The 22,218-nt window shown below is 64.3% G+C and carries 23 protein-coding genes; 13 read left to right on the forward strand and 10 right to left on the reverse strand.

Annotation, left to right across the window (positions count from 1 at the left end):
* The first annotated feature begins 83 nt into the window (after window positions 1-83).
* Together RBJ75_RS07500 and RBJ75_RS07505 are read left to right on the forward strand one after the other, a co-directional pair.
* Window positions 84-383, forward strand: coding sequence for a DUF3572 domain-containing protein (locus tag RBJ75_RS07500; protein ID WP_044407812.1), 300 nt, complete (start codon window positions 84-86; stop codon window positions 381-383).
* Window positions 380-1,675, forward strand: a complete 1,296-nt coding sequence (locus RBJ75_RS07505; protein ID WP_044407809.1) for a DNA polymerase IV — start codon at window positions 380-382, stop codon at window positions 1,673-1,675. The genes RBJ75_RS07500 and RBJ75_RS07505 overlap by 4 nt, the downstream gene beginning before the upstream one ends.
* Before the next feature lie 89 nt (window positions 1,676-1,764).
* Here the strand turns inward: RBJ75_RS07505 and RBJ75_RS07510 are convergent, their stop codons facing one another.
* Complete coding sequence (locus RBJ75_RS07510) at window positions 1,765-2,640, reverse strand: cell envelope integrity EipB family protein (RefSeq protein WP_080900929.1); 876 nt, start codon at window positions 2,638-2,640, stop codon at window positions 1,765-1,767.
* A gap of 129 nt (window positions 2,641-2,769) precedes the next feature.
* Here RBJ75_RS07510 and dmeF point away from each other — a divergent pair, with 129 nt between their 5' ends.
* From dmeF to RBJ75_RS07535, 5 genes are all read left to right on the forward strand, one after another.
* Window positions 2,770-3,825, forward strand: a complete 1,056-nt coding sequence (dmeF, locus tag RBJ75_RS07515) for a CDF family Co(II)/Ni(II) efflux transporter DmeF (RefSeq protein WP_044407806.1) — start codon at window positions 2,770-2,772, stop codon at window positions 3,823-3,825.
* Between the two features lie 131 nt (window positions 3,826-3,956).
* A complete protein-coding gene (locus tag RBJ75_RS07520) occupies window positions 3,957-4,424 on the forward strand; it encodes a RidA family protein (RefSeq protein WP_044407803.1) in 468 nt (155 codons plus the stop codon).
* A 29-nt stretch (window positions 4,425-4,453) separates the two neighbouring features.
* Window positions 4,454-5,206: a glycerophosphodiester phosphodiesterase gene (locus RBJ75_RS07525; RefSeq protein ID WP_044407799.1), complete on the forward strand. Its 753-nt coding sequence runs from the start codon at window positions 4,454-4,456 to the stop codon at window positions 5,204-5,206.
* Window positions 5,207-5,303: 97 nt separating this feature from the next.
* On the forward strand, window positions 5,304-6,536 hold the full coding sequence (locus tag RBJ75_RS07530) for a GNAT family N-acetyltransferase (protein WP_152647640.1): 1,233 nt from the start codon (window positions 5,304-5,306) through the stop codon (window positions 6,534-6,536).
* A gap of 50 nt (window positions 6,537-6,586) precedes the next feature.
* Window positions 6,587-7,015: an HIT family protein gene (locus RBJ75_RS07535; RefSeq protein WP_044407793.1), complete on the forward strand. Its 429-nt coding sequence runs from the start codon at window positions 6,587-6,589 to the stop codon at window positions 7,013-7,015.
* A gap of 199 nt (window positions 7,016-7,214) precedes the next feature.
* Here the strand turns inward: RBJ75_RS07535 and tsaA are convergent, their stop codons facing one another.
* The 4 genes from tsaA to RBJ75_RS07555 form a co-directional block, all read right to left on the reverse strand.
* Complete coding sequence (gene tsaA / locus RBJ75_RS07540) at window positions 7,215-7,676, reverse strand: tRNA (N6-threonylcarbamoyladenosine(37)-N6)-methyltransferase TrmO (protein WP_044416786.1); 462 nt, start codon at window positions 7,674-7,676, stop codon at window positions 7,215-7,217.
* Window positions 7,677-7,761: 85 nt separating this feature from the next.
* Window positions 7,762-8,142 carry a response regulator gene (locus RBJ75_RS07545; RefSeq protein ID WP_044416788.1) on the reverse strand — a complete coding sequence of 127 codons (381 nt, stop codon included), beginning with the start codon at window positions 8,140-8,142 and terminating at the stop codon, window positions 7,762-7,764.
* Window positions 8,143-8,263: 121 nt separating this feature from the next.
* On the reverse strand, window positions 8,264-8,608 hold the full coding sequence (locus RBJ75_RS07550) for an AzlD domain-containing protein (protein ID WP_044416790.1): 345 nt from the start codon (window positions 8,606-8,608) through the stop codon (window positions 8,264-8,266).
* Window positions 8,605-9,345 (reverse strand): AzlC family ABC transporter permease, encoded by a 741-nt coding sequence (locus RBJ75_RS07555; RefSeq protein WP_044416792.1) that lies wholly within the window; start codon window positions 9,343-9,345, stop codon window positions 8,605-8,607. Before RBJ75_RS07555 ends, RBJ75_RS07550 begins: the two co-directional genes overlap by 4 nt.
* Window positions 9,346-9,502: 157 nt before the next feature.
* Here RBJ75_RS07555 and RBJ75_RS07560 point away from each other — a divergent pair, with 157 nt between their 5' ends.
* Window positions 9,503-9,862, forward strand: coding sequence for a PilZ domain-containing protein (locus RBJ75_RS07560; protein ID WP_044416794.1), 360 nt, complete (start codon window positions 9,503-9,505; stop codon window positions 9,860-9,862).
* Between the two features lie 28 nt (window positions 9,863-9,890).
* Here RBJ75_RS07560 and RBJ75_RS07565 read toward each other — a convergent pair whose 3' ends face one another.
* A complete protein-coding gene (locus RBJ75_RS07565) occupies window positions 9,891-10,880 on the reverse strand; it encodes a lytic transglycosylase domain-containing protein (protein WP_044416796.1) in 990 nt (329 codons plus the stop codon).
* 104 nt (window positions 10,881-10,984) lie between these two features.
* Between RBJ75_RS07565 and RBJ75_RS07570 the strand changes: the two genes are divergently transcribed.
* Complete coding sequence (locus tag RBJ75_RS07570; RefSeq protein ID WP_044416799.1) at window positions 10,985-11,917, forward strand: glycine/sarcosine/betaine reductase selenoprotein B family protein; 933 nt, start codon at window positions 10,985-10,987, stop codon at window positions 11,915-11,917.
* Window positions 11,918-12,248: 331 nt separating this feature from the next.
* The gene (locus tag RBJ75_RS07575) at window positions 12,249-12,593 is read left to right on the forward strand and encodes a PilZ domain-containing protein (RefSeq protein WP_044415886.1); all 345 of its coding nucleotides are present in this window, start codon (window positions 12,249-12,251) and stop codon (window positions 12,591-12,593) included.
* A gap of 110 nt (window positions 12,594-12,703) precedes the next feature.
* On the opposite strand, the gene RBJ75_RS07580 is transcribed toward RBJ75_RS07575, so the two are convergent.
* A complete protein-coding gene (locus RBJ75_RS07580; protein WP_080901177.1) occupies window positions 12,704-12,904 on the reverse strand; it encodes a hypothetical protein in 201 nt (66 codons plus the stop codon).
* A 163-nt stretch (window positions 12,905-13,067) separates the two neighbouring features.
* On the opposite strand from RBJ75_RS07580, the gene RBJ75_RS07585 reads away from it, so the two are divergent.
* Window positions 13,068-14,594, forward strand: coding sequence for a glycosyltransferase family 39 protein (locus RBJ75_RS07585; protein ID WP_080901176.1), 1,527 nt, complete (start codon window positions 13,068-13,070; stop codon window positions 14,592-14,594).
* 81 nt (window positions 14,595-14,675) lie between these two features.
* On the opposite strand, the gene clpA is transcribed toward RBJ75_RS07585, so the two are convergent.
* The gene (gene clpA, locus RBJ75_RS07590) at window positions 14,676-17,078 is read right to left on the reverse strand and encodes an ATP-dependent Clp protease ATP-binding subunit ClpA (protein ID WP_276156299.1); all 2,403 of its coding nucleotides are present in this window, start codon (window positions 17,076-17,078) and stop codon (window positions 14,676-14,678) included.
* 193 nt (window positions 17,079-17,271) lie between these two features.
* On the reverse strand, window positions 17,272-17,604 hold the full coding sequence (gene clpS, locus RBJ75_RS07595; RefSeq protein ID WP_152647763.1) for an ATP-dependent Clp protease adapter ClpS: 333 nt from the start codon (window positions 17,602-17,604) through the stop codon (window positions 17,272-17,274).
* Between the two features lie 467 nt (window positions 17,605-18,071).
* Between clpS and RBJ75_RS07600 the strand changes: the two genes are divergently transcribed.
* Window positions 18,072-19,460, forward strand: coding sequence for a pilus assembly protein (locus RBJ75_RS07600; RefSeq protein WP_044413669.1), 1,389 nt, complete (start codon window positions 18,072-18,074; stop codon window positions 19,458-19,460).
* Window positions 19,461-19,566: 106 nt separating this feature from the next.
* Here the strand turns inward: RBJ75_RS07600 and RBJ75_RS07605 are convergent, their stop codons facing one another.
* Window positions 19,567-19,908, reverse strand: a complete 342-nt coding sequence (locus RBJ75_RS07605) for a phasin family protein (protein ID WP_044413672.1) — start codon at window positions 19,906-19,908, stop codon at window positions 19,567-19,569.
* 401 nt (window positions 19,909-20,309) lie between these two features.
* Here RBJ75_RS07605 and RBJ75_RS07610 point away from each other — a divergent pair, with 401 nt between their 5' ends.
* Window positions 20,310-22,028 (forward strand): D-alanyl-D-alanine carboxypeptidase, encoded by a 1,719-nt coding sequence (locus RBJ75_RS07610; protein WP_044413675.1) that lies wholly within the window; start codon window positions 20,310-20,312, stop codon window positions 22,026-22,028.
* Window positions 22,029-22,218 lie beyond the last annotated feature (190 nt).

The raw sequence follows: 22,218 nt of genomic DNA on the forward strand, positions 1-22,218 counted from the left end.
CGATACAGTTCGCCACGCCGCAGTGACTCGGGCATGATGCATCAAAATAGAGACTATAAGTTACGGAAAGGCAAACATTGGCGATGACAAAGCGTTCTCACAACGCCAGGCAAGTAGCTGAAATCGTGGCCGTCCAGGCGCTGTCCTTCGTTGCCGGCGATCCCGAACGGCTGGGCCTTTTTCTCGCCGAGACCGGGCTCGGCCCCGAGACGCTGCGCTCGGCGGCGGCGGATCCGCAGTTCCTCGCCAGCGTGCTGGATTTCGTGATGCGTGATGACGCCACCGTGAAGGCGTTTGCCGCGGCGTCCGAGCTCGATCCGACCACGATCGCGGCGGCCCGGCAGGCGCTCGAAGAGCTGCCTCCGGAGAGCGGCGTGCGGTGACCAGCGACGCCCGCGGGCCGAACGGACCGGACTGCTTCTGCCGCGACTGCCTTGCCGATCTCGGCGGGGCGGCGCGGCGTTGCACCGTCTGCGGCTCCCCGCGCCTGGTCCACCATGCCGCGCTCGCGGCGCTGACGCTGGCCCATATCGATTGCGACGCGTTCTACGCCACGGTGGAGAAGCGCGATAATCCCGACATCGCCGATCGTCCCGTGATCATCGGCGGCGGCCGGCGCGGCGTGGTCTCGGCCGCCTGCTACATCGCGCGGACCTATGGGGTGCGCTCGGCAATGCCGATGTTCAAGGCGCTAGCGCTGTGTCCGCAGGCCGCGGTGGTGCGCCCCGACATGGCCAAATATGTCCGGGTCGGCCGCGAGGTCCGCCAGGCGATGCAGGCGCTGACGCCGCTGGTCGAACCCTTGTCGATCGACGAGGCCTTTCTCGATCTGGCCGGCACCGAGCGGCTGCACGGCATGATCCCCGCCAAGGTGCTGGCGCGGTTCGCCCGCCAGGTTGAGCGCGACATCGGCATCACCGTGTCGGTCGGGCTGTCCTGCAACAAGTTTCTCGCCAAGATCGCCTCCGACCTCGACAAGCCGCGTGGCTTCGCCGTGCTCGATCAGATCGACGCATGCGCGATGCTGGCCGAGCGGCCGGTCGGCTTCATCTTCGGCGTTGGACCTGCGACCGCCGAGCGGCTGGCGCCGCGCGGCTTCCGCAAGATCGGCGATCTGCAACGTGCCGACCCGATCGACCTGATGCGACTGTTCGGCGCCGAGGGCCAGCGGCTGTGGCGGCTGGCGCGCGGCATCGACGACCGCAAGGTGGTGCCCGATCGCGGCGCCAAGAGCATCTCCAACGAGACCACCTTCGACACCGACATCCGCGACTTCGCCACGCTGGAGAAGATCCTATGGCGGCTGTCCGAGAAGGTGTCGTCGCGGCTCAAAAGCGGCGACCTCGCCGGCGCCACCGTGACGCTGAAACTGAAGACCGCGGAATTTCGCCAGCGCACCCGCTCGCAGAGTATCCACGCGCCGACCCAGCTCGCGGCGAAAATCTTTTCGATCTCGCGCGACATGCTGGCCAAGGAAATCGACGGCACCGCGTTCCGGCTGATCGGCACCGGCGTCAGCGCGCTCGCCCCCGGTTCACAGGCCGGCGACACCGACATGATCGATCGCCGCTCCGCCAGCGCCGAACGCGCCATCGACGATCTGCGCAAAAAATTCGGCGACGCCGCGGTGATCAGGGGCATCGCCTATGAGGGCCCCGACAAGCCGCGGCAGTGAGATTAAACACGCTACGCCGATGCTGCGGCACTCTGCGGAGCGGCGCTACGCGCTGCACCGCGTCCGGGACACGGTGATCACTTCCAAGCTCACTTGCAGGGCGCGGTGTCCTTGACGTCGAATTTTCCCATCGCGCCGGCGATCACAAAATCATTGTAGTCGAGCACCAGCGATCGCGACACGCCGTTCTCGTAGAGTTCGAACGACATCGCATAGACCGGCGTCTGCTCGCCCGCATTGGCCTTGGCGCTGCGGTCGTAATAGCTCACCGTCACCGGCCAGCGCGTCAGCGACTTCATCGCGTCGGCGGTGGTCGATGCGTCCGGCGTCGCTGCCGCCCGGTCGCCCGGGATCGGCTGGCCGATCACCGTCAGCGTGTTGTAGACCTTCTCGCCATTGTCGGAACCGTCATAGACCGCCAGCTCCAGCAACGATTTGCCGGCGCGCGCGGCGGCGATGATGCGGTGGATCTGCTCGGTCGGAAACACGATATCGCCGTCGAGCGTGAAGGTCTTGGCCACCGGCTGCTTCAGCTTGACGGTGATGTGATCGCCGCTGCGCTCGGCGATGCCGTCGACCTGGCTGGCCTCGGCGTCGTTCATTTTGGTCTCGATCTTGAACCGGTAGCTGTTGCCGGCGCCGTCTTCCCAGCTGGTCGAGCGCAGATCGCTCAGCGTCTCCTTGCCCTCGCCGCTTTCCAGCTCGGACACCTGGCGGAAATCCGAACTGTAGCCGACGCAGGAACTTCCCGAAAAATTATACAGGATGCGACCGCGCACGCTGCCGATCGAGGCGTTGCCGCGGGATTTCAGCAGGCTCAAATCGTACAGTGCCTGATGGGCGAGGAAGCCGACATTGGCGCCGGCATGGGCCGCGTCATGCAGCGGCACGGCAGCGGCCGCGATGGCGAGGCCCAGCGTCAGGGCGGTGGCACGAAAACCCGAAATCTGGCATGACGGACGCATGTCGTCTCCTCGCGATTTGAAGCAAGGAAGATAGTTGTTCCAATATTGCGTCGCAACTAGGGCTCAATTGATGGGAACCCGCCATTGAGGCCGGATTCCCGCTCCTCGATCTGAACCAAGGACAGCTTGATGCATTCCGAATCGCTTGAGGGCTGGACCCACGACCACGTCTTTCTGGGCCGCGCGCACGCCCGCAACGAACGGCGGACCTGGCTGGTGGTGTGGTTGACCCTCGCCATGATGGTCGCGGAAATCGCCGGCGGCACGCTGTTCAGCTCGATGGCGCTGCTGGCTGATGGCTGGCACATGTCGACCCACGCCGCCGCCATCGGCGTCGCGGCGCTGGCCTATCGCTACGCCCGCCGCCATGCCCATGATCCGCGTTTCGCATTTGGCACCGGCAAACTCGGGGAGCTCGCCGCCTTCACCAGCGCGGTGGTGCTGGCGATGATCGCGATCGCGATCGGCTATGAGAGCCTGCTGCGCCTCGGCAATCCGCGGCCGATCGCCTATGGCGAAGCCATCGGCATCGCCAGCGCCGGCCTTGCCGTCAACCTGCTCTGCGCCTGGCTGCTGCGCGACGACCACGATCACCACCACGGTCACGGTCACGGTCACGGTCACGGCCATGGACACGGACATGCGCACGATGCGCATCACGATCACGCCGAAGCCCAAGACCATGACCATGACCATGCGCATCATGCCCATGCGCATCACGACCACGCCCATCAGCGCGACAACAATTTGCGGGCCGCCTATGTGCATGTTCTGGCCGACGCCGCGACCTCGGTGCTGGCGATCGGCGGATTGCTGGTGGCGCGCGCCTTTGGCTGGGTCTGGATCGATCCGGCGGTCGGCTTGATCGGCGCCTGCGTGATCGCAAGCTGGGCCTACGGGCTGATGCGCGACTCCGGCGCGGTGCTGATCGATATCGTTCCGGACGATGCCACCGCCCGCGAGATTCGCCGCCATCTCGAGATCGATGGCGACCGCGTCAGCGATCTGCATCTTTGGCAGATCGGTCCCGGCCACCAGGCCGCGATCGTCTCGGTCGTAACCGATCGGCCACGCCCGCCGGCATTTTACAAAGCGCGGTTGGCCGGGCTGCGACGCCTCAGTCATGTCACTATCGAAGTCGACAGCTGCATGCACAATCATGCCGAATCGGCCATCGGCGGCTGACGTCGCGGCGCCGATTTCAAGGGTTTGGTCACGACCGGGCTCGCTTGCAAGTCGGGGCGCAATCGGCGAAACAGGTCGGGCAGTTCGCATCGATTTGACTGCAGACAACACACAATCAAATGGGGACTGGCATGGCCGGAACGATTGAGCAAAAACTTGGCGCGCAGGGCATTGTCTTGCACGAGCCCGTGAGCCCGGTCGCCAATTATGTCGGCTTCGTGCGCACCGGCAATCTGCTGTTCGTCTCCGGACAGATCTGCTTCGACGCCGAGGGCAAGCTGATCGCCAAGGGCAAGCTCGGCGCCGATGTCACCATCGAGCAAGGCAATGCGGCGGCGCGCGGCTGCGCCATCAATCTGCTGGCGCAATTGAAGGCGGCGCTCGGCGACCTCGACAAGGTGGTCCGCGTGGTGCGCCTCGGCGGCTTCATCAATTCCACGCCCGACTTCATCGATGGGCCCAAGGTTCTCAACGGCGCGTCGGACCTGATGGTCGCCGCGTTCGGCGACAAGGGACGCCATGCCCGCACCACGGTCGGCGTCGCCTCGCTTCCAGTCGATGCCGCCGTCGAAGTCGAAGGCCTGTTCGAGGTCGCCTGATCCATGCCCCAGCAATATCGGCCTCAGTGATGCGCGCGCCCGGCTGGCTCACGGCACGACCGGTCGCGCATCGCGGCCTGCACGACAAGGCGCGCGGCGTGATCGAAAACATGCCGGGCGCGATCGCCGCGGCAATCGCCGGCAATTTCAGCATCGAAGTCGACGTGCAGCTTACCGCCGACGGCGAGGCGATGGTGCATCATGACGATGCGCTCGGCCGGCTCACCGACGGCAGCGGCGCACTGTTGGAGATGACCGCGGCGCAGCTGCGGCAGGTCCCGTTCAAGGGTACCGCTGAGCGGATGATGTCGCTGCCCGAGCTCTGCGCCCTGGTCAATGGCCGCGTCCCGCTGATCATCGAGCTGAAAAGCCATTTCGACGGCGACCGCCGGCTGGTGGCGCGGCTGGTCGAGGTGCTTCGCTCCTATGAGGGGCCGGTGGCGGCGATGTCGTTCGATCCGGACCTGGTGGTGGCACTGCGCCAGGCGATGCCGCAATTGCTGCGCGGCATCACCGCCGAGCGCCGCTATGACGATGCCTATTGGCACCATCTCAATGCGGCCCAGCGCGACCCGATGCTGGCGCTGCGTCACGGCTTTCGCACCAGGCCCCACTTCATCGCCTATGCGGTCAACGACCTGCCCGCCCCCGCTCCCTGGATCGCGCGCAATATCTTCGGCTGCGCGCTGCTGACCTGGACGGTGCGCACGCCGGACCAGCGCGAGCGCGCCTTGCGCTACGCCGACCAGATGATCTTCGAAGGATTTCTGCCGCAGGATTGACCCGAACAGCGCCCTTGAAGTGGCGGACGGAAATGCACAATCTCTAACGGATGGTCACCCTTGCAATGTTCGCCACCGCGACCGGTTCGACTGATTGATGACCTCGCCTGACATTGTGCTTGAGGCCGTGTCGTCGGTCGGCCAGATCCCGGCCGCCGACTGGGATGCCTGCGCCACGTCCGCAATCGAGCCCGGCGTCGCCTCGCCCGATGCCGCAACCCGCTCAGGCGCGGACTCCCGATCCTCGTACAACCCGTTTGTTTCACACGCATTTTTCTCCGCACTGGAGCACTCGAAGTCAGCCTGCGCGCGGACCGGATGGGGCCCGCGTCACCTCGTCGCCAAACAGGGCGGCCGGATCGTCGGGATCGTGCCGGCCTATCTGAAATCGCATTCGCAGGGCGAATATGTGTTCGATCGCGGCTGGGCCGACGCCTATGAGCGCGCTGGCGGCCGCTATTATCCGAAGCTGCAGATTTCGGTTCCGTTCACCCCGGCGACCGGGCCGCGGCTGCTGATCCGCGGCGATGCCGATGCCGGGCGGGTCGGCTCGGCGCTGGCGGGCGGCCTGGTGGGGCTCTGTGCTGCCACCAAGGCGTCCTCCGCCCATGTCACCTTCGCCCGGCACAGCGAATGGACGTTCCTCGCCGGCCACGGCTTCCTGCAGCGCACCGACCAGCAGTTTCACTGGCGCAATGCCGGCTATGGCAGTTTCGACGATTTTCTCGCCACGCTGGCCTCGCGCCACCGCAAGGCGATCAAGCGCGAGCGCCGCGACGCGCTGGCCAATGGCATCACCATCCACGCCCTCACCGGCAGCGCCATCACCGAGGACGCCTGGGACGCCTTCTTCGAATTCTACATGGAGACCGGGTCGCGCAAATGGGGCCGGCCCTATCTCACCCGCGACTTCTATTCGCTGATCGGCCAGAGCATGGCCGACGACGTCGTCCTGGTGATGGCCAAACGCAATGGGCGCTGGATCGCCGGCGCGATCAATTTCATCGGCTCGGACACGCTGTTCGGGCGGCACTGGGGCGCCATCGAGCACCACCCGTTCCTGCATTTCGAGGTCTGCTATTATCAGGCGATCGACTTCGCGATCGCCCGCAAGCTGGCCACGGTCGAAGCCGGCGCCCAGGGCGAGCACAAGATCGCGCGCGGCTACCTGCCGCAGACCACCTATTCGGCGCATTACATCGCCGACCCGGCGTTGCGCCGCGCGGTCGACGACTACCTCACGCATGAGCGCGCCTATGTGGCGCAGGCGGCGCGCGAACTGACCGAGGCCGGGCCGTTTCGCAAGACCGACGCCGCCGAGGAGCCTTGACCGGCCGGCGTGGCGCGGCGACAAGTCTGGGTCCCATCAGGAGATCAGCCATGACCGCGTATGACCCCGACAATATCTTCGCCAAGATTCTGCGCGGCGAAATTCCCTGCTACAAGGTCTATGAGGACGACCACGTCTTCGCCTTTCTCGACATCATGCCGCGCTGCCCCGGCCATACGCTGGTGATCCCGAAGGCGCCGGCACGCAATATTCTCGATATTTCGGCGGAGGATTTCGCCCATGTGGCGCGCGGCACCCATAAGATCGCAGCCGCCGCGATGCGGGCACTCGACGCCGACGGCATCACCGTTCAGCAGCACAGCGAGCCGGCCTCCGGCCAGATCGTCTACCACCTGCACATGCATGTGATGCCGCGCTTTGACGGCGTGGCGCTGCTGCCGCCGGCCAGCAAACAGGAAGACCCCGAGATTCTCAAGCAAAACGCCGCCAAGCTGATCGCGGCGCTGCAAAGCGCCTGAGAGTCTGACCGAAAAGAAGCCCAATAAAATCAAACTTGATTTCGTCATTGCGAGCCGAGGACGGCGCCTGGCGCCGTCCGAAAGCGAAGCAATCCAGGGGCGCCAAGCAAAGACTGGATTGCTTCGTCGCTGCGCTCCTCGCAATGACGAGCTCGAAGGCTTGATTCTATTGATCCCTTTTTAAGTCAGACTCTGAGCATCACGCCGATGGCGAATGTTCGCAGCGGTCGGGCTTGAGATCGAGCAGCGGCGTCTCGTCGAGGCAGTCCAGCCCGCGCACCAGCACGGTCGCGCCCTCGATCCCGACCAGTCGCACCGTCGAAATGCCGATCGGATTGGGCCGCACCGGCGAGCGCAGCGAGAAGGTGCCGCGCGGCTCGCCCTCGTGGCGCCGCCGCTGCAGCACCAGATCGCGGCGCGACAGATGCAGCCAGTAGATCACCTCGATATCGGTGAATCTTTCCAGCCCCCGCAGCGCCGGCGTCCACGGATCGAAAATCTCCAGCCGGCACACCGGCCCGGTGACGCTGCCATGATGCGGGGTGTCGTCGCGTGAGGTCCAGGGCGTGCGGATGCGGCCGATGAAGACCAGACCGGCATCGCGCGGCGGCGGCGCATCCACCGCAACCTCGCCGTCTCTTATTGTGCTGTCACGATCCATCGCCGTCCCCCCGCTCCATCGCCGCGAACCGGCTGCGGCACGGACGTCTTATATAGCGCAACGCGCGCGGGGGGCATGATCCGGATCAGTTGATCTCGAGCAATCGTCGCATCGTGCGGACCACATCAGCCGCCACATAGGGCTTGCCGAAGAACACGCCGCCGCTCGGCAGATCCTCGTCACGCACCTTGTAATGGCCCGACGTGACGACGACCTTGATCGGCGGCCAGCGCCCGCGCACCGCATGCGCGAGTTTCATTCCGTCCATGGAGCCCGGCATATCGACGTCCGTGAAGATCAGCCTGACATTCGCATTGGTCTCGAGAATGGCGATCGCCTCGTCGGCGTCGCCGGCCTGCAGAACCTCGAACCCGGCCATGGCAATCTGATCGACGATATCCATTCGGATCAGGGTTTCGTCCTCGACGACGAGGACGACCGGCTTGGTCGTTGCGGCATTCGTCATTCCAAAATTATCCGGTGCTGCGGTTATCGGGGCCTGTCTGGCAAATACAATTCACCACGGGCCGGAACGATCCCGGCGATCTGCAATCGACGTTAATTCCGCGCACCACTCGCGCCGGACGTCACCGCAGCCACCATTGGCCGGCCAGCATGATCGCCTCCCCGCACACCACGCCAACCAGGATCGACCTTTTGGTAAGCGCGAAGGCCGCGAAGCCGCCGGCAACCGCGCCATAGCGCAGCGCGGCCGGCACGCCGGCCAGGGCGCCGGGCGGCAACACCAGGATCTGGGCGATCACCCCGGCCAAGATCGCGGTGGCGACGGCGCGGACCCAGATCAGCAGTTCCGAACCCTCGTCGATGCCGCCGCCAAGCCCGAGGCCAAGCATCCGCCAGATCTCGTTGGGCAGGAAACCCGCCACCACGAGAATCAGCAGCGCGTGCCAGTCGCCAATGAAATTGCTCATGCCCGCCGCTTCCGCCACCGATGCACCCCATAGGCGATGGTGCCCGCCGCCACGCCGCTGATCAGGATGTCGACGCCGGTGTGCAGCGTCGCGGCCAGCGGGAACAGCGCCAGCCCGAGGACCAGGGCTAGAATATCGGCCAGTTCCCGGCAATTGCGCGCGGTCGACAGCAGGAACGCCAGCGGCGTCAGCAGCAGGATCGCGGCGGCGAAGATCTGCGGCAGATTGGCCGCCAGCGCGTAGCCGACGACATTGGCGACGAGGCAAACCGAGACCAACCCGGTTCCAAGTCCGATCGTGAAGACGATGCGCTTCTCGCGCGGGATCTGCGGCAGCAGCCGGAAGCACTCGATCCACAGGGTGACGGCGGTGAAATGCGCCGGCAGGATCAAATGCCGCATCCGGGTGGTCGGCGTGCGCATCATCGGCAACACCGCGACCACCATCGGGAACAGCCGGACCGCGCTCACCGTGACGGCGATCGCGGCCTGCGCCAGGGTGGCGCCTGACCCGAGCGACGAAATCAGGATGATCTGCGCCGGCCCGGCCCACACCAGCGCCGTGCTGACCAGCACCCAGCCGAGACTGAAATGGGTGTCGTGCGCCAGCGCGCCGATGCCCAGATAGGTTGCAAACAGCACCAGCGTCAGCACCGTCGAGCCGACTGCGCGCAGCCCGAGCGCGAAGACGCGAACGGAACTTTGCCATCTGGGGGAATCGAGCGGGGGTAGCGGCATCGCACTCGCAAGCAAAACACTGCGTGCCAGGCGCAGCTGAAGTCCGACCGATATCGCGGATGGTTTACCTTAACAAATGGTTTCTCTTAAGTCCGATGTTGGGCGACGGCCGGATCGAATATGGTGAAGCATTGGTTAATTTCGCATTGGAAATCCCATGCTTGATCGACGGCAGATTTTCCGAGGACGCGTCTATTATGGCGGCCGCATCGCCTTCAATGCGCGAAAATCGACGCTCGATTGCATCGTCCGCAACTTCTCGCCCGCCGGCGCCAGGGTCGAGTTATCGGCGTCGGCGATGCTGCCGGACGAGGTTGATTTCACGATCCCGTGTAAGGGGCAGGCCTTCCTCGCCCGGATGATCTGGCGGCGGCAGGACGATGCCGGATTTGAGTTTCGCTATCCGCGGCGGCTGCACGGCACCGTGCCGCTGGACTGGACGCTGCGGCTGCGCGCCAGCGAGCACGCCAGGCGGTCGTTGCAACAGCGTCTCGATCGGCTCAGTTCGGAATTATAGCCGCAAGCCCGGTCGCCCCGTCGACCGCTCAGCCCCTGCTTCGGCCGTTGCGCAGCACCAGACAGCCATGGCCGGCGCGACGGATCCGCACGCACAGATCATTGGCTGCCGGGCGGGTCTCGGTGCCGATCCGCACCTGATAAAATGGCCTTGTGCCGCGGCTGCGAAACACCGAGCGAATGAGACTCGGATCGCGGTCGCCGATCACGGCGCTCAACCGCGTCATCGCGCGGGCATAGCTGGCCAAGGCGCGATCGCGATTGAACCCGGCGGCCAGTTGCACGCCCCATGGCTGATCGGCGCCGAGTTTGACGCGTCGCTCGAGCTGGGTGACGAAGGGATTGGGCGCGCGCTTGAGCAGCGCCATCAAGTCGCCGCAGCTCGAGGCGGCCGGACGTTCCGCCGGTTTGGCGCTTCGCCCCGCCGCCGCCCACTCATCGATCGACGTGCCGGTGATGGCGTAGACATAGTGGCGGGTCTGTTGCGGCATGAAGCCGGTGCCGGAGATCCATTCCTGCACCCGCCTCGGGCCGGCATTGTAGGCCGCGGCCGCCAGGCCAAGATTGCCGAATTGCGCGCGTAGCTCGCTGAGGAACTCCGCCGATTTCGGCAGCGCCTGCACCGGATCGAACGGGTCGAGCAGGCTGCGCTCGCTGGCGGTGCCGGGCATGAATTGCGCGATGCCGAGCGCGCGGTCTCCGCTGCGGGTGATCGGACCGACCGCGTCGGGCTGAAACCGGCTCTCCTGCCAGATCACGCGGGCGAAGAATTCCAGCGGCAGATCATGCGCGCGCGCCGCCGACTCGATCATCAGACACATCGCGGCGCCGGTATCATGCTCGGGGGCGGCCTCGGGCGACCGCGTGGCTGGCTCGCCCGCGACGGGTCGCGCGGCAGCGCCTTGTGACGACGGCGCGATCGCTTTGTCCGGCGCTGCGTCCTGCGCGATCGACGACACCAGCGTGGCGACGACGAAACAGCAACTAACCAGCGATCTGGCAAGGAGACCTGAGCGCATGATTCCATGCCTTTTCAACGATTGCGTCATCCCGCCACGCAGCTTGACACGCCGGGCCGACGCGCTCCACCCTGACATGCACAACGTGAAACCGGGACAGTAATATGGCCAGCACCCAAGAACTATCCGGCTTCGCATCCGACGAGGATGTCCCCATCGCCTATATGGCACGAACCCGCGCCTACTATCAGGCGATCGGATATGATACGCCGTATCGCTGGGCGCACTATTGCGGCGCGCCCTTTCAACCGTTGCGGACGCCGCTGGCGCAGGCCCGCGTCACCATCGTCACCACGGCGGCGCCGTTCGATCCGTCGAAGGGCGACCAGGGTCCTGGCGCGCCCTATAATGGCGGCGCCAAATTCTATTCCGTCTATGACGGCGACACCCGCAAGGACCATGATTTGCGGATCTCGCATATCGCCTATGACCGAATCCACAGTCCGGCGACCGACAGCGGGAGCTGGTTTCCGCTGGCGCAATTGCGACGGCTGGAAAGCGAAGGACGGATCGGCAGCGTCGCGCCGCGCTTCTTCGGCGCGCCGACCAATCGCAGCCATCGTGTCACGCTGGAAACCGATGGGCCGGAAATCCTGAGGCGGTGCCGGGCCGACAAGGTCGACGCCGCGGTGCTGGTGCCGAACTGCCCGGTCTGCCATCAGAGCGTCACCCTGATCGCGCGCTATCTTGAGGCCAACGGCATTTCCACCGTGGTGATGGGCTGCGCCAAGGACATCGTCGAACACGCGGCGGCGCCGCGTTTCCTGTTCAGCGACTTCCCGCTCGGCAATTCCGCCGGCAAGCCGCACGACCGCGATTCACAGGCGTTCACCCTGGAGTTGGCGCTGCGCTTGCTTGAGTCCGCGCCCGGAGCACAAACCACGATGCAATCGCCGCTGCGCTGGAGCGTCGATCCGTCGTGGAAGCGTGACTACAACAATGTCGACAATTTGAGCGCCGAGGAACTGGCTCGGCGGCGCGGCGAATTCGATGCCCAGAAGGCGGCCGCACTCGACATCCGCGAACGTACGTCCTGAGAGACTGACCGAAAAGCAGTCAATGGAATCAAGCCTTCAAGGCCGTCATTGCGAGGAGCTCTTGCGACGACGCAATCCAGTCCTTGCCTGGCACCCCTGGATTGCTTCGCTGTCGGACGGCGCTGCGCGCCGGCCTCGGCTCGCCATGACGAACCAGGCTTGATTTGAGTGGCTTCCTTTTCGGTCAGACTCTCAGGCGGTGCCGGAGCGATGCGGGCCGCGATCGCAGATCGACAAATGATTCAGGTTAACAAAGGTTGCCGCGGCCGACGATCTTCCATCCGCAGGCAATGGCGGTAAAGTCCCCCACCTCTTCGGCATGGTGGGCATAATGATCGAGCGTCGCAACAATCCGCGGGACAAAGTGATTTACGGCGGCGTCGCCTCGATCAAGGAAGGCGGCACCACCCGCGACTGCGTGGTCCGAAACCTCTCCGAGAAGGGTGCCAGCATCGAATTCCGCAGCGTCGCCGGGCTGCCCGAGGAAATCGGGCTGACCATCGCCAAGAAGGGACGCTCATTCCTGGCCAAAGTAGTCTGGTGGGGAAGCAACACGGTTGGCGTCGCATTCCGTGACGAGGCCGATCCGTCCGACCTCGGCGAGCGGCTGCGGATCAGCGAGAAGAAAAAGCGCGAACTGCAGCGCCGTATCAAGATACTACTTGGCGAAGGCTGACCCTGACGGCGGCGCAGCGCAGGCATTTCGCGACCGCGTCATGAGTGGGCGTACTGCGCTGTTGCGCAGCCGCAATTGCCTTGCCGACGGATTGGATTAAAAACGTCGTCCTAGCCATGATCCAGCCGGCGCTTCTGCTCCGCAGCGCCGCTTGATCCGCCGAGGACGACGAGCATCAAGCGCAACAAGCCAAAAAACCGCAAGCCGAAGAAGCGAAACGGTGGTCCGCCGAACATTGCGGCGCGTCGTCCCGCGCCTGCCGTGCCGTCCGCCGATCCCGCGCCCACGACCACGACCGCGCCGACGACCAAGGCTGCTCCTGCTGCGGCCGCCATCGAGGCCGCGCCAAGCGCTGCGTCACCAGCGCCCCCTACTCCGACACCTACCGCCCCCGCAGCGGCGGCCCCAGCTCCTCGCGGCCGGTCGTCGCGCGTCACCGGCGTCGTTGCGCTGCTGGACAGCTGCGATGCCGTTATGCAGGCGCTGCAGACCTCACCGCGGCGACTGCTGATTTGGATTCTATGCATCTATGGCGGCCTGTGGTTGGTCGCCGCGATCGGCTTCCCGGGCCTGCCGGCCAGCAGTTACGAGATGTTTCTGTTCGGCCAGGAGATGCAATTTGGCTACTGGAATGATCCGCCGCTCGCCCCCTGGCTGACCCAGACTGCCTATACGCTCACCGGGCACTGGATCTCATCCCAATTCGTGCTGGCGGTCGGCTCGGTCGTGGTGACGCTTTACGTCGTCTGGAAACTCGGCAGCGAGATCGTCGGCCAAAGCGGTGCCGCACTCGCCGTCGCCCTGACGCTGCTGATCTATTACTTCGGCCCGCCGGCCACGGCCTACGGCCCCAGCGTCGCGCAATTGCCGCTGTGGGCCGCGACGATCTACCTCTACCGCGCGGCGGTATTGAAGGACGGATCGGCCAGTTGGATCCTGCTGGGCGTGGCGTCGGCCTTGCTGCTCTATGCCAAATATACCGGCGGGCTGTTGCTGATCGTGCTCGCGCTGCATTTCTTCCTGACGCCCGAGGGCCGCAGCCGAAAATCCGGCACCGGCCCCTATCTCGGCCTGTCGACCATGCTGATCCTGCTGATGCCCAATCTGAGCTGGCTCGCGCATCACGATTATTCGCCGTTCAGCGTCGACCGGCCGGGCGTGAAGGGGATCTGGCTGCGGGGCTGGGTCGCGATCAAATTCCTGCTGGCGCAGCTCGGCTTCCATGCCGGCGTGATCGCCATCGCGGTGGTGGCGACGCTTCCCAAATTGCCGCTGCAGGGCGAACCGGTCACGCTCGAGCTCGGCGCGCCGAGCCGGTTCGACCGCTCGCTGATCTTGGCCACCGCGTCGATCCCCTTGCTGCTGATCGCCGCCATCAGCCTCATTGCCGGCATCGAGCAGCGCGCCGCCGTCGGCCAGGCGATGGTGGCGCTGTCCGGACTGGCGCTGGTCGTGCTGTTGCCGCCGCGGATCGTCCTGCAGGCGCCGCGGCTGGCCGTCGGCGTTTGGGCGCTGGTGTTGATCGCCCTGCCGATCGGCCATGTCGCCCTCACCCAGGCCAAGGCCCGCTATGGTAGCCGGATGCCGACCCAGATGGTCCCCGCCGGCAACCTGTCGAGCGCGATGCAGTCGATCTGGCACAGCAAGACATCGCTGCCGCTGGAGATCGTGACCGGCGATGTGGTCCAGGCGGGTTTCGTCGTGATGTCGGCCAGACCGCGACCGTCGGCCTTCATCGACGCCGATTTTCGCAAGAGCCCCTGGATCACCCCGGAGCGTCTGCAGCAATCGGGTACGCTGGTGCTGTGGCCGACCGACCAATTCCCGCGCACCGATGAGTTGCCCGCGCCCTACCGGGCCGCGCTCGGCAAGCTGAAACCTGTCTTCGGCACGATGGTTCTGCCGCTCGGCTTCGGCAAGCTCAGGACCTATGGCTGGGCGGTGTTGTTGCCCCAGCCAGCGAAACCCGCCGAACCGGCGAAGCCCGCCCCCGCGCAGTGAAGCACTGGTCGAATCAGCAGGGCCGGCAATCGCTTGCCGGCCCTGCGTCATTCAATGGAACGGTACGATGCCGCGCCGCGATCAGACCTTGACCAGCGGCCCCTTCGGCGCCGGCCCGTTGGGGCCGCCCGATTTCGGCTTGCGCGACGAACTGCGCTTGCCCGGCAGCTTGTCCGGCTTCGGCGTGATCGGACCGTCGACGAATTCGAAGCCGATCTTCTCCAGCTCGACGCCGGCCAATGCCTCGTCCTTGACCAGCACGACCTTGACGTGGCCGCCGCCCTTGAGCTTGCCGAACAGCACCTCGTCGGCCAGCGGCTTCTTGATGTGCTCCTGGATCACCCGGGCCATCGGCCGCGCGCCCATCTGCTCGTCATAGCCATGCTGCACCAGCCAGGCCTTCGCCGGCTCGGACAATTCGATGGTGACGTCACGATCGGCGAGTTGCGCCTCGAGCTGCAGCACGAACTTCTCCACCACCATGCCGATGACATCGGCATTGAGATGGGCGAACGACACCACCGCGTCGAGACGGTTGCGGAATTCCGGCGCGAACTGCCGGTTGATCGCCTCGTGGTCGTCGCCTTCGCGCTTGTTGCGGGTGAAGCCGAAAGCCTGGCGGGCCAAATCGGCGGCGCCGGCATTCGTCGTCATGATCAGGATCACATTGCGGAAATTGACCTGCTTGCCGTTGTGATCGGTGAGCCGGCCGTGATCCATGATCTGCAGCAGCACATTATAGAGGTCGGGATGCGCCTTCTCGATTTCGTCGAGCAGCACGACGCAATGCGGATGCTGGTCGACGCCGTCGGTGAGCAAGCCGCCCTGGTCGAAGCCGACATAGCCCGGAGGCGCGCCGATCAGGCGCGACACGGTGTGCCGCTCCATATATTCCGACATGTCGAAACGGATCAGCTCGACGCCCAGCGAGGCCGCCAACTGCTTGGCCACTTCGGTCTTGCCGACGCCGGTCGGGCCGGAGAACAGATAGGAGCCGATCGGCTTTTCCGGTTCACGCAAGCCGGCCCGCGCCAGCTTGATGGAGGCCGACAGCGCCTCGATCGCCTTGTCCTGGCCGAACACCACCCGCTTCAGGGTGCTCTCGAGATGCTTCAACACCTCGGCATCGTCCTTCGACACGCTCTTGGGCGGAATCCGCGCCATGGTGGCGACGGTGGCCTCGATTTCCTTGATGCCGATGGTCTTCTTGCGCTTGTTCTCCGCCACCAGCATCTGCGCCGCGCCGGATTCGTCGATCACGTCGATCGCCTTGTCGGGAAGCTTACGATCGTGAATGTAACGCGACGACAGCTGCACCGCGGCTTCGATCGCCTCGCTGGTGTATTTCAGCTTGTGATAGTCCTCGAAATACGGCTTCAGCCCCTTCAGGATCGAAATCGCATCCTCGACCGTCGGCTCGTTGACGTCGATCTTCTGGAACCGGCGCACCAGCGCACGGTCCTTTTCGAAATGCTGGCGATATTCCTTGTAAGTCGTGGAGCCCATGCAACGGATGGTGCCCGATGCCAAGGCAGGCTTGAGCAAATTCGAGGCATCCATCGCCCCGCCCGAGGTCGCGCCGGCACCGATCACGGTGTGGATTTCGTCGATGAACAGGATCGCGTTGGGATGGGCCTCGAGTTCCTTGAGGACCTGCTTCAGCCGCTCCTCGAAATCGCCGCGATAGCGGGTGCCGGCCAGCAGCGTGCCCATGTCGAGCGAGAACACCGTGGCGGCGGCCAGCACTTCGGGCACTTCGGAGTCGACGATGCGCTTGGCAAGGCCCTCGGCGATCGCGGTCTTGCCGACGCCGGCTTCGCCGACGAACAACGGATTGTTCTTCTGCCTGCGGCACAGCACTTGGATCGCGCGGTTGATCTCGGAGGTGCGACCGATCACCGGATCGATCTTGCCGTCGCGCGCCTTCTTGTTCAGATTGACGCAATAGGTGTCGAGCGCGTCGCCCTTTTTCTTGGAGTCCTCGCCGCCCTTGGTCTCGGTCTCCTCGTCGACGCCGCGCACCGGCCGCGCCTCGGAGACACCGGGCCGCTTGGCAATGCCGTGGCTGATGTAGTTGACCGCGTCATAGCGCGTCATGTCCTGCTCCTGCAGGAAATACGCGGCGTGACTTTCGCGCTCGGCGAAGATCGCGATCAGCACATTGGCGCCGGTGACTTCCTCGCGCCCCGATGACTGAACATGAATCACGGCGCGCTGGATCACGCGTTGAAAACCGGCGGTCGGCTTGGCGTCGTCGGCGCCGTCGGTCACCAGATTCTCGAATTCGGTCTCGAGATAATTGACGAGGCTGGTGCGCAACTTGTCGAGATCGACGCTGCAGGCACGCATCACCGCGGCGGCGTCGGAATCATCCACCAGCGACAGCAGAAGATGCTCCAGCGTCGCGTATTGGTGATGGCGTTCGTTGGCGATCGCGAGCGCGCGGTGGAGGGATTGCTCAAGACTTTGGGAAAATGTTGGCATTCTCGTCCTCTATGACCCCCGCCCATCATGATCGCCGTTGCTGTGGCAGGCAACAACAACCTTTCGCGTCATATAGTAACACAATCCGACAGCGGAAGACCGGTTCCATCGGGTCGTGCACCAAGCGTGTCGGGGAAAACCCGCTGTCACACACAATGCAAAACCCGTTCCGACTCCCGACCTTGTCGAAAGGCTACCTCTTTTCCATCACGCATTGCAAAGGGTGCTGGTGCTTGCGGGCGAAATCCATCACCTGCGTCACCTTGGTCTCGGCGATTTCGTAGGTGAACACGCCGCACTCGCCGATCCCATGATGATGAACATGCAGCATGACCTTGGTCGCCGCCTCGACATCCATCTGGAAAAACTTCTCCAGCACATGAACGACGAACTCCATCGGCGTGTAGTCGTCGTTGAGAATCAGGACGCGGTACAGATTCGGACGCTTGGTTTTGGGCTTGACCTTGGTGATGACCGAGGTCGCAGGGTTGCCGGGGCCGCCCGCGCGGCCGCCGTCGGTGGCCATTCGCGGCTGAGACAGCAGGCCACCAGGCTCGGTGGACAGGTCCGGTTTTGAGGTTGAATGCAGCATGGTTTAGGTGTTCGAGATCCCCGCAAAATATCAGCCAGCCACGAGCATATAACGATTCCCTAGGAAACCGTTTGGCCGTCGGACCGGCTCAGAAGCCGCGCCCAGCGGCCACCGCCCATCGGATGGATCGGATAGGCCGAATATGGGTCCAGAGCCGGTCCTCTGCAAGCGCCGAAATCTCAAGCCGTTCCAGACTGGCCGCCGCCCCGGGGTTAACAGATTGTGACAGATTCCGATTGAACCGAGCGCCGGACGTTGTCGGGCCGTTCACGATACGGCGCGGCAATTCCCGGTCGTGGGCATTTGTGCAGCAATTTAGGGAGTTTCCGCGGACGACTTTACCGGCTGTTTATCCCTGGCGCCTCAACGTCGCGGAAACGCTTCAATCTTGAGTGCCAGATATGCCAATTGCCTCCCTTCGCTCCAGGTTGCGGACGTCAGCCGGTGGTTTTTCCGGCGCAGCCGACGGCAATGTCGCGGTGATTTTCGCGATCGCGCTGCTGCCGATCCTGACCTTCATCGGCGCCGCGATCGATTATTCCCGGGCCTCCAGCGCTCGCACATCGATGCAGGCGGCGCTCGATTCGGCAGCCCTGATGGTGTCGAAGGATCTCGCTTCGGGAATCATCAATGCCTCCGACGTCCCGGCGAAGGCGCAGGCCTATTTCAACGGCCTCTACAACAACACGGAGGCCACCGGGGTCACCGTCACCGCCAGCTACACCGCCAGGAACAGCAAGGGGCAGACCACCGTGGTGATGAATGGGGCCGGCGCGATGCCGACCGATTTCCTGCGGGTCGTCGGCATGTCCACGCTCGATTTCGGCAGCAGTTCCACGGCGACCTTTGGCGGCACGCGGCTGCGGGTGGCCATGGCGCTCGACGTCACCGGCTCAATGGCCTCCTCCGGCAAAATGCAGGCGATGAAGGACGCCGCCAAGAAACTGGTCGATACGCTGAAATCCTCGGCCACCACCGCCGACGACCTTTATATCTCCGTCGTCCCCTTCGCCCAGATGGTCAATGTCGGCGCCAGCAACAAGAATGCGAGCTGGCTCGATTGGACCGATTGGGACCAGACCAACGGCAGCTGCAGTTCATATTGGTACAGCACCAAGAGCAGCTGCGAGTCTGCACGAAAGACCTGGAATCCCGACAATCATAACACCTGGAAGGGCTGCGTGACCGATCGCGATCAGCCCGCCGACACCACCAATGCCGCTCCGACATCCAGTTCGACCCGGTTTCCGGCGGTTCAATACGAACAGAACGGTTCCAACATCTGCCCGGAACAGATTCTGCCGATGACGTCGGCCTTTGCGGCCAGCAATGTGCAGACGATCAAGGCCAAGATCGATGCGCTCGACCCCAATGGCGGAACCAACCAGCCGATCGGGATGGCGTGGGCCTGGCAAACGCTGCGCCCCGGCGATCCGCTGAACACGCCGCCAAAGGATCCGAATTTCGCCTACACCGACGCCATCATCCTGCTGTCGGACGGTTTGAACACGATGGACCGCTGGCCGTCCTACGGAAATGGTCAGGTGCAATTTAACGGTCAGATCGATGCGCGGCAGAAGCTGCTGTGCGACAACATCAAGGTGCCGGTCGATGGCAAGAAAACGGTCGTCTACACCATCCAGGTCAATACCGACGGTGACCCGGAATCGGCGATCCTGAAATATTGCGCGGACAGCGGCAATTTCTACGGGACCAGCACCGCCGCCGGGATCGGCATCGCATTTGCCCAGATCGGCGCCTCGCTGGCCAAGCTGCGCATCGCCAAATAGCGCCGCATCGGGCGATCGACAACGTCCGTCCCAAATGGAAAGAGCCCGGCCGCATTGGCCGGGCTCTTTGGTGATTTGAACCGTTATTTGACGGATCGAGGCCGATTCAGCGGGTCGCGCCCGGGGTGAATTTCGCCGCCATGCTCTCAAGCGGCTTGAAGCTCTGCTTGGCCAGATCGGTGTAGAGACCGGCGATCTTCTGCGACTCTGCGACAAAAGTCTCATAAGCCGATTTCGCGAACTCGGTCTGCACTTCGATCGCCTTGTCAAGCGACTTCACGCCCGACAGTTTTTCGACGAACGCGTTGCCGTCTTCGAATGATTTCTTGGTGTAATCACCGACCGCGGCCGCGATCGCCTGATAGCCCTTCTGCAGGCTGCTTGCCGACGCCACTGCGGTATCGAACTGCTCTTTGCTGTACTGCTGGATCTCTTCGACCTTGACCATATTTCGAGTCCTTTCCCAGACGTGTGGCGCAGCCGGCAAATACCGGCTAGGTCACTGATGCTGGCTTACCGCAACGCACAAATTTGTCAATAAAATTGTGCGGTACACAAGTGTATTTTCTGATAGATACGCGCGATCATTTGCGACGAATGCCGCAGGCTACAGCAAGGATTGTTTAACCTTTTGGAAACTCACCCCGCCTAACCTGTCTTTGAAATGGTCGCGCTGTCGGGAAAAACCGGCGTAAACACAGTCAAATAGCCCGGTTTTTCAATCTGCTCTCAGCGCCTTTCGGGTTGCATGTGGCTGAATGGAAAGCGGACTGCGGAAAGCCGCTGGTCCGTTGGGCATAATTTCGCCTCACGAACCAGTGATCTAATGGAAATCGGACGGGGACGTTCATGCATCGTACACACTTCGCCCACTCGCGCACTATGCGAGCATGCGCTCTCGGACTGGCCACGATCTTCTTGGCTGTGCTCTTCACCAATGACACGGCGGATGCGCGCCGCAAGCATCGCAGTCACACCCGTCACCACGTCGCCCGATACAGCTACAATCCCCCCTTCGCCTCGATCATTGTCGACGCCAATTCCGGCGCGACATTAACCGCCACCAATCCCGACGCGCTGCGCCACCCAGCTTCGCTGACCAAGATCATGACGCTCTATCTGCTGTTCGAGCGTCTCGAATCCGGCAAGATCGATCTCGATAGCGAGATGGAGGTCTCCCAGCACGCCTCGATCCAGGCGCCGACCAAGCTCGGATTGCGCCCCGGCCAGACGCTGCGCGTCGAGGACGCCATCAAGGCGCTGGTGACGCGCTCAGCCAACGACGCCGCGGTGGTGATCGCCGAAGCGATCGCCGGCGATGAAGGCGATTTCGCCAAGCTGATGACCCGCAAGGCCCGCTCGCTGGGGATGACCCGGACCGTCTACCGCAACGCCTCCGGTCTTCCCGACGACGATCAGGTGACCACCGCGCGCGATCAGTCGATCCTCGGCCGCGCCGTCCAGGAGCGCTTTCCGCGCTATTATCGCTACTTCTCCACCAGCGTATTCAATTACCGCGGCCATGCGATCCGCAACCACAACCACCTGATCGGCAGCGTCGAGGGCGTCGACGGCATCAAGACCGGCTACACCAGGGACTCCGGATTCAATCTCGTCACCTCGATCCACCGCGGCAACCGATTCCTGGTCGGTGTGGTGCTGGGCGGCCGCAGCGGCAGCGCCCGCGATGCCACCATGCGCAAGCTGCTGGCTGAAAATCTCGACAAGGCCTCGACCAGGCGCACCGCTGCGGCCATCGTCGAACGCAGCACCTCGACTGCAAATGCCGAGGTCGCGGAAGCCGCGGCCGCCTCCCGCCCGACCCAATCCTACCAGGTCGAAGGAGCCGTGCAGGTCGCCTCCGCCGCCCCCGCCAAGGCGCCGATGCTGCCAGTCGCACGTCCGTCGGTGCCGCCGTCCGCTTCGCTTGATGCCGTGCCGATGCCTGAGCCCGGGCCGTTCAACAGCGGCACGATCCAGACCCGGTCGATTACGGCGATCCCCGGCTCGACCGATCCGATGAAGCCGGTTCGGGTGAAGACGGTTCACGTCAGGTCGGCGCCGCTCAAGCTCGCCTCGGCAATGCAGCGGGGCCCCGATTCGGCTGTGCGCGCCGAGGCCCCCGAGACCTCAGGTTCGATCAATTCCCACGCCGAAATGCCACCGCAGCCCGCGAACCACGGCACCGGGCACGGTCTGCTCGGCGTGTTGCCGGCGTCGAGCCTCAGCGCGGGCAATTCGCAGGTGGTCGCCTACGCCGCCGAGCAGGCGCCGCAGCCGACCGCCATTCAGCACAATGGCGGGATCAAGCCGGCGCCGGTTCGCACCGGATGGATCATTCAGGTCGGCGCTCTGGAATCGGAGAGCCAGGCGTTAAAGCGGATCGAGGTCGCGCGCGACCAGGCCAGCGGCATGCTCGGCAAGGCCGATTCCTTCACTGAGCCGGTGGTGATGAAGGGCGAGAAACTGTTTCGCGCCCGCTTCGCCGGCCTCGACCGTCATCAGGCCGAAGCGGCGTGCCGCAAGCTCAAGCGCAACGATATTTCCTGTTTCGCCATTCGAAACTGAGCCGCTGCGGCAGCGCGCGATCGGCGCCGGCGCATCGCGCCGGGGCGGCCGGGCAAACTAGCGGCGCGCACCCTGCGCACAGCCGCGATCCGACGAGAAAACCCCGCGCTGAAACCTCTCGTCAAGACTTCCCCGATACAACTCCAGATGATCGACCACGCCGGCTAACGACGGGCGATCAAGGGGCGTC

The sequence above is a fragment of the Rhodopseudomonas sp. BAL398 genome (assembly GCF_033001325.1).
Taxonomy (GTDB): domain Bacteria; phylum Pseudomonadota; class Alphaproteobacteria; order Rhizobiales; family Xanthobacteraceae; genus JARJEH01.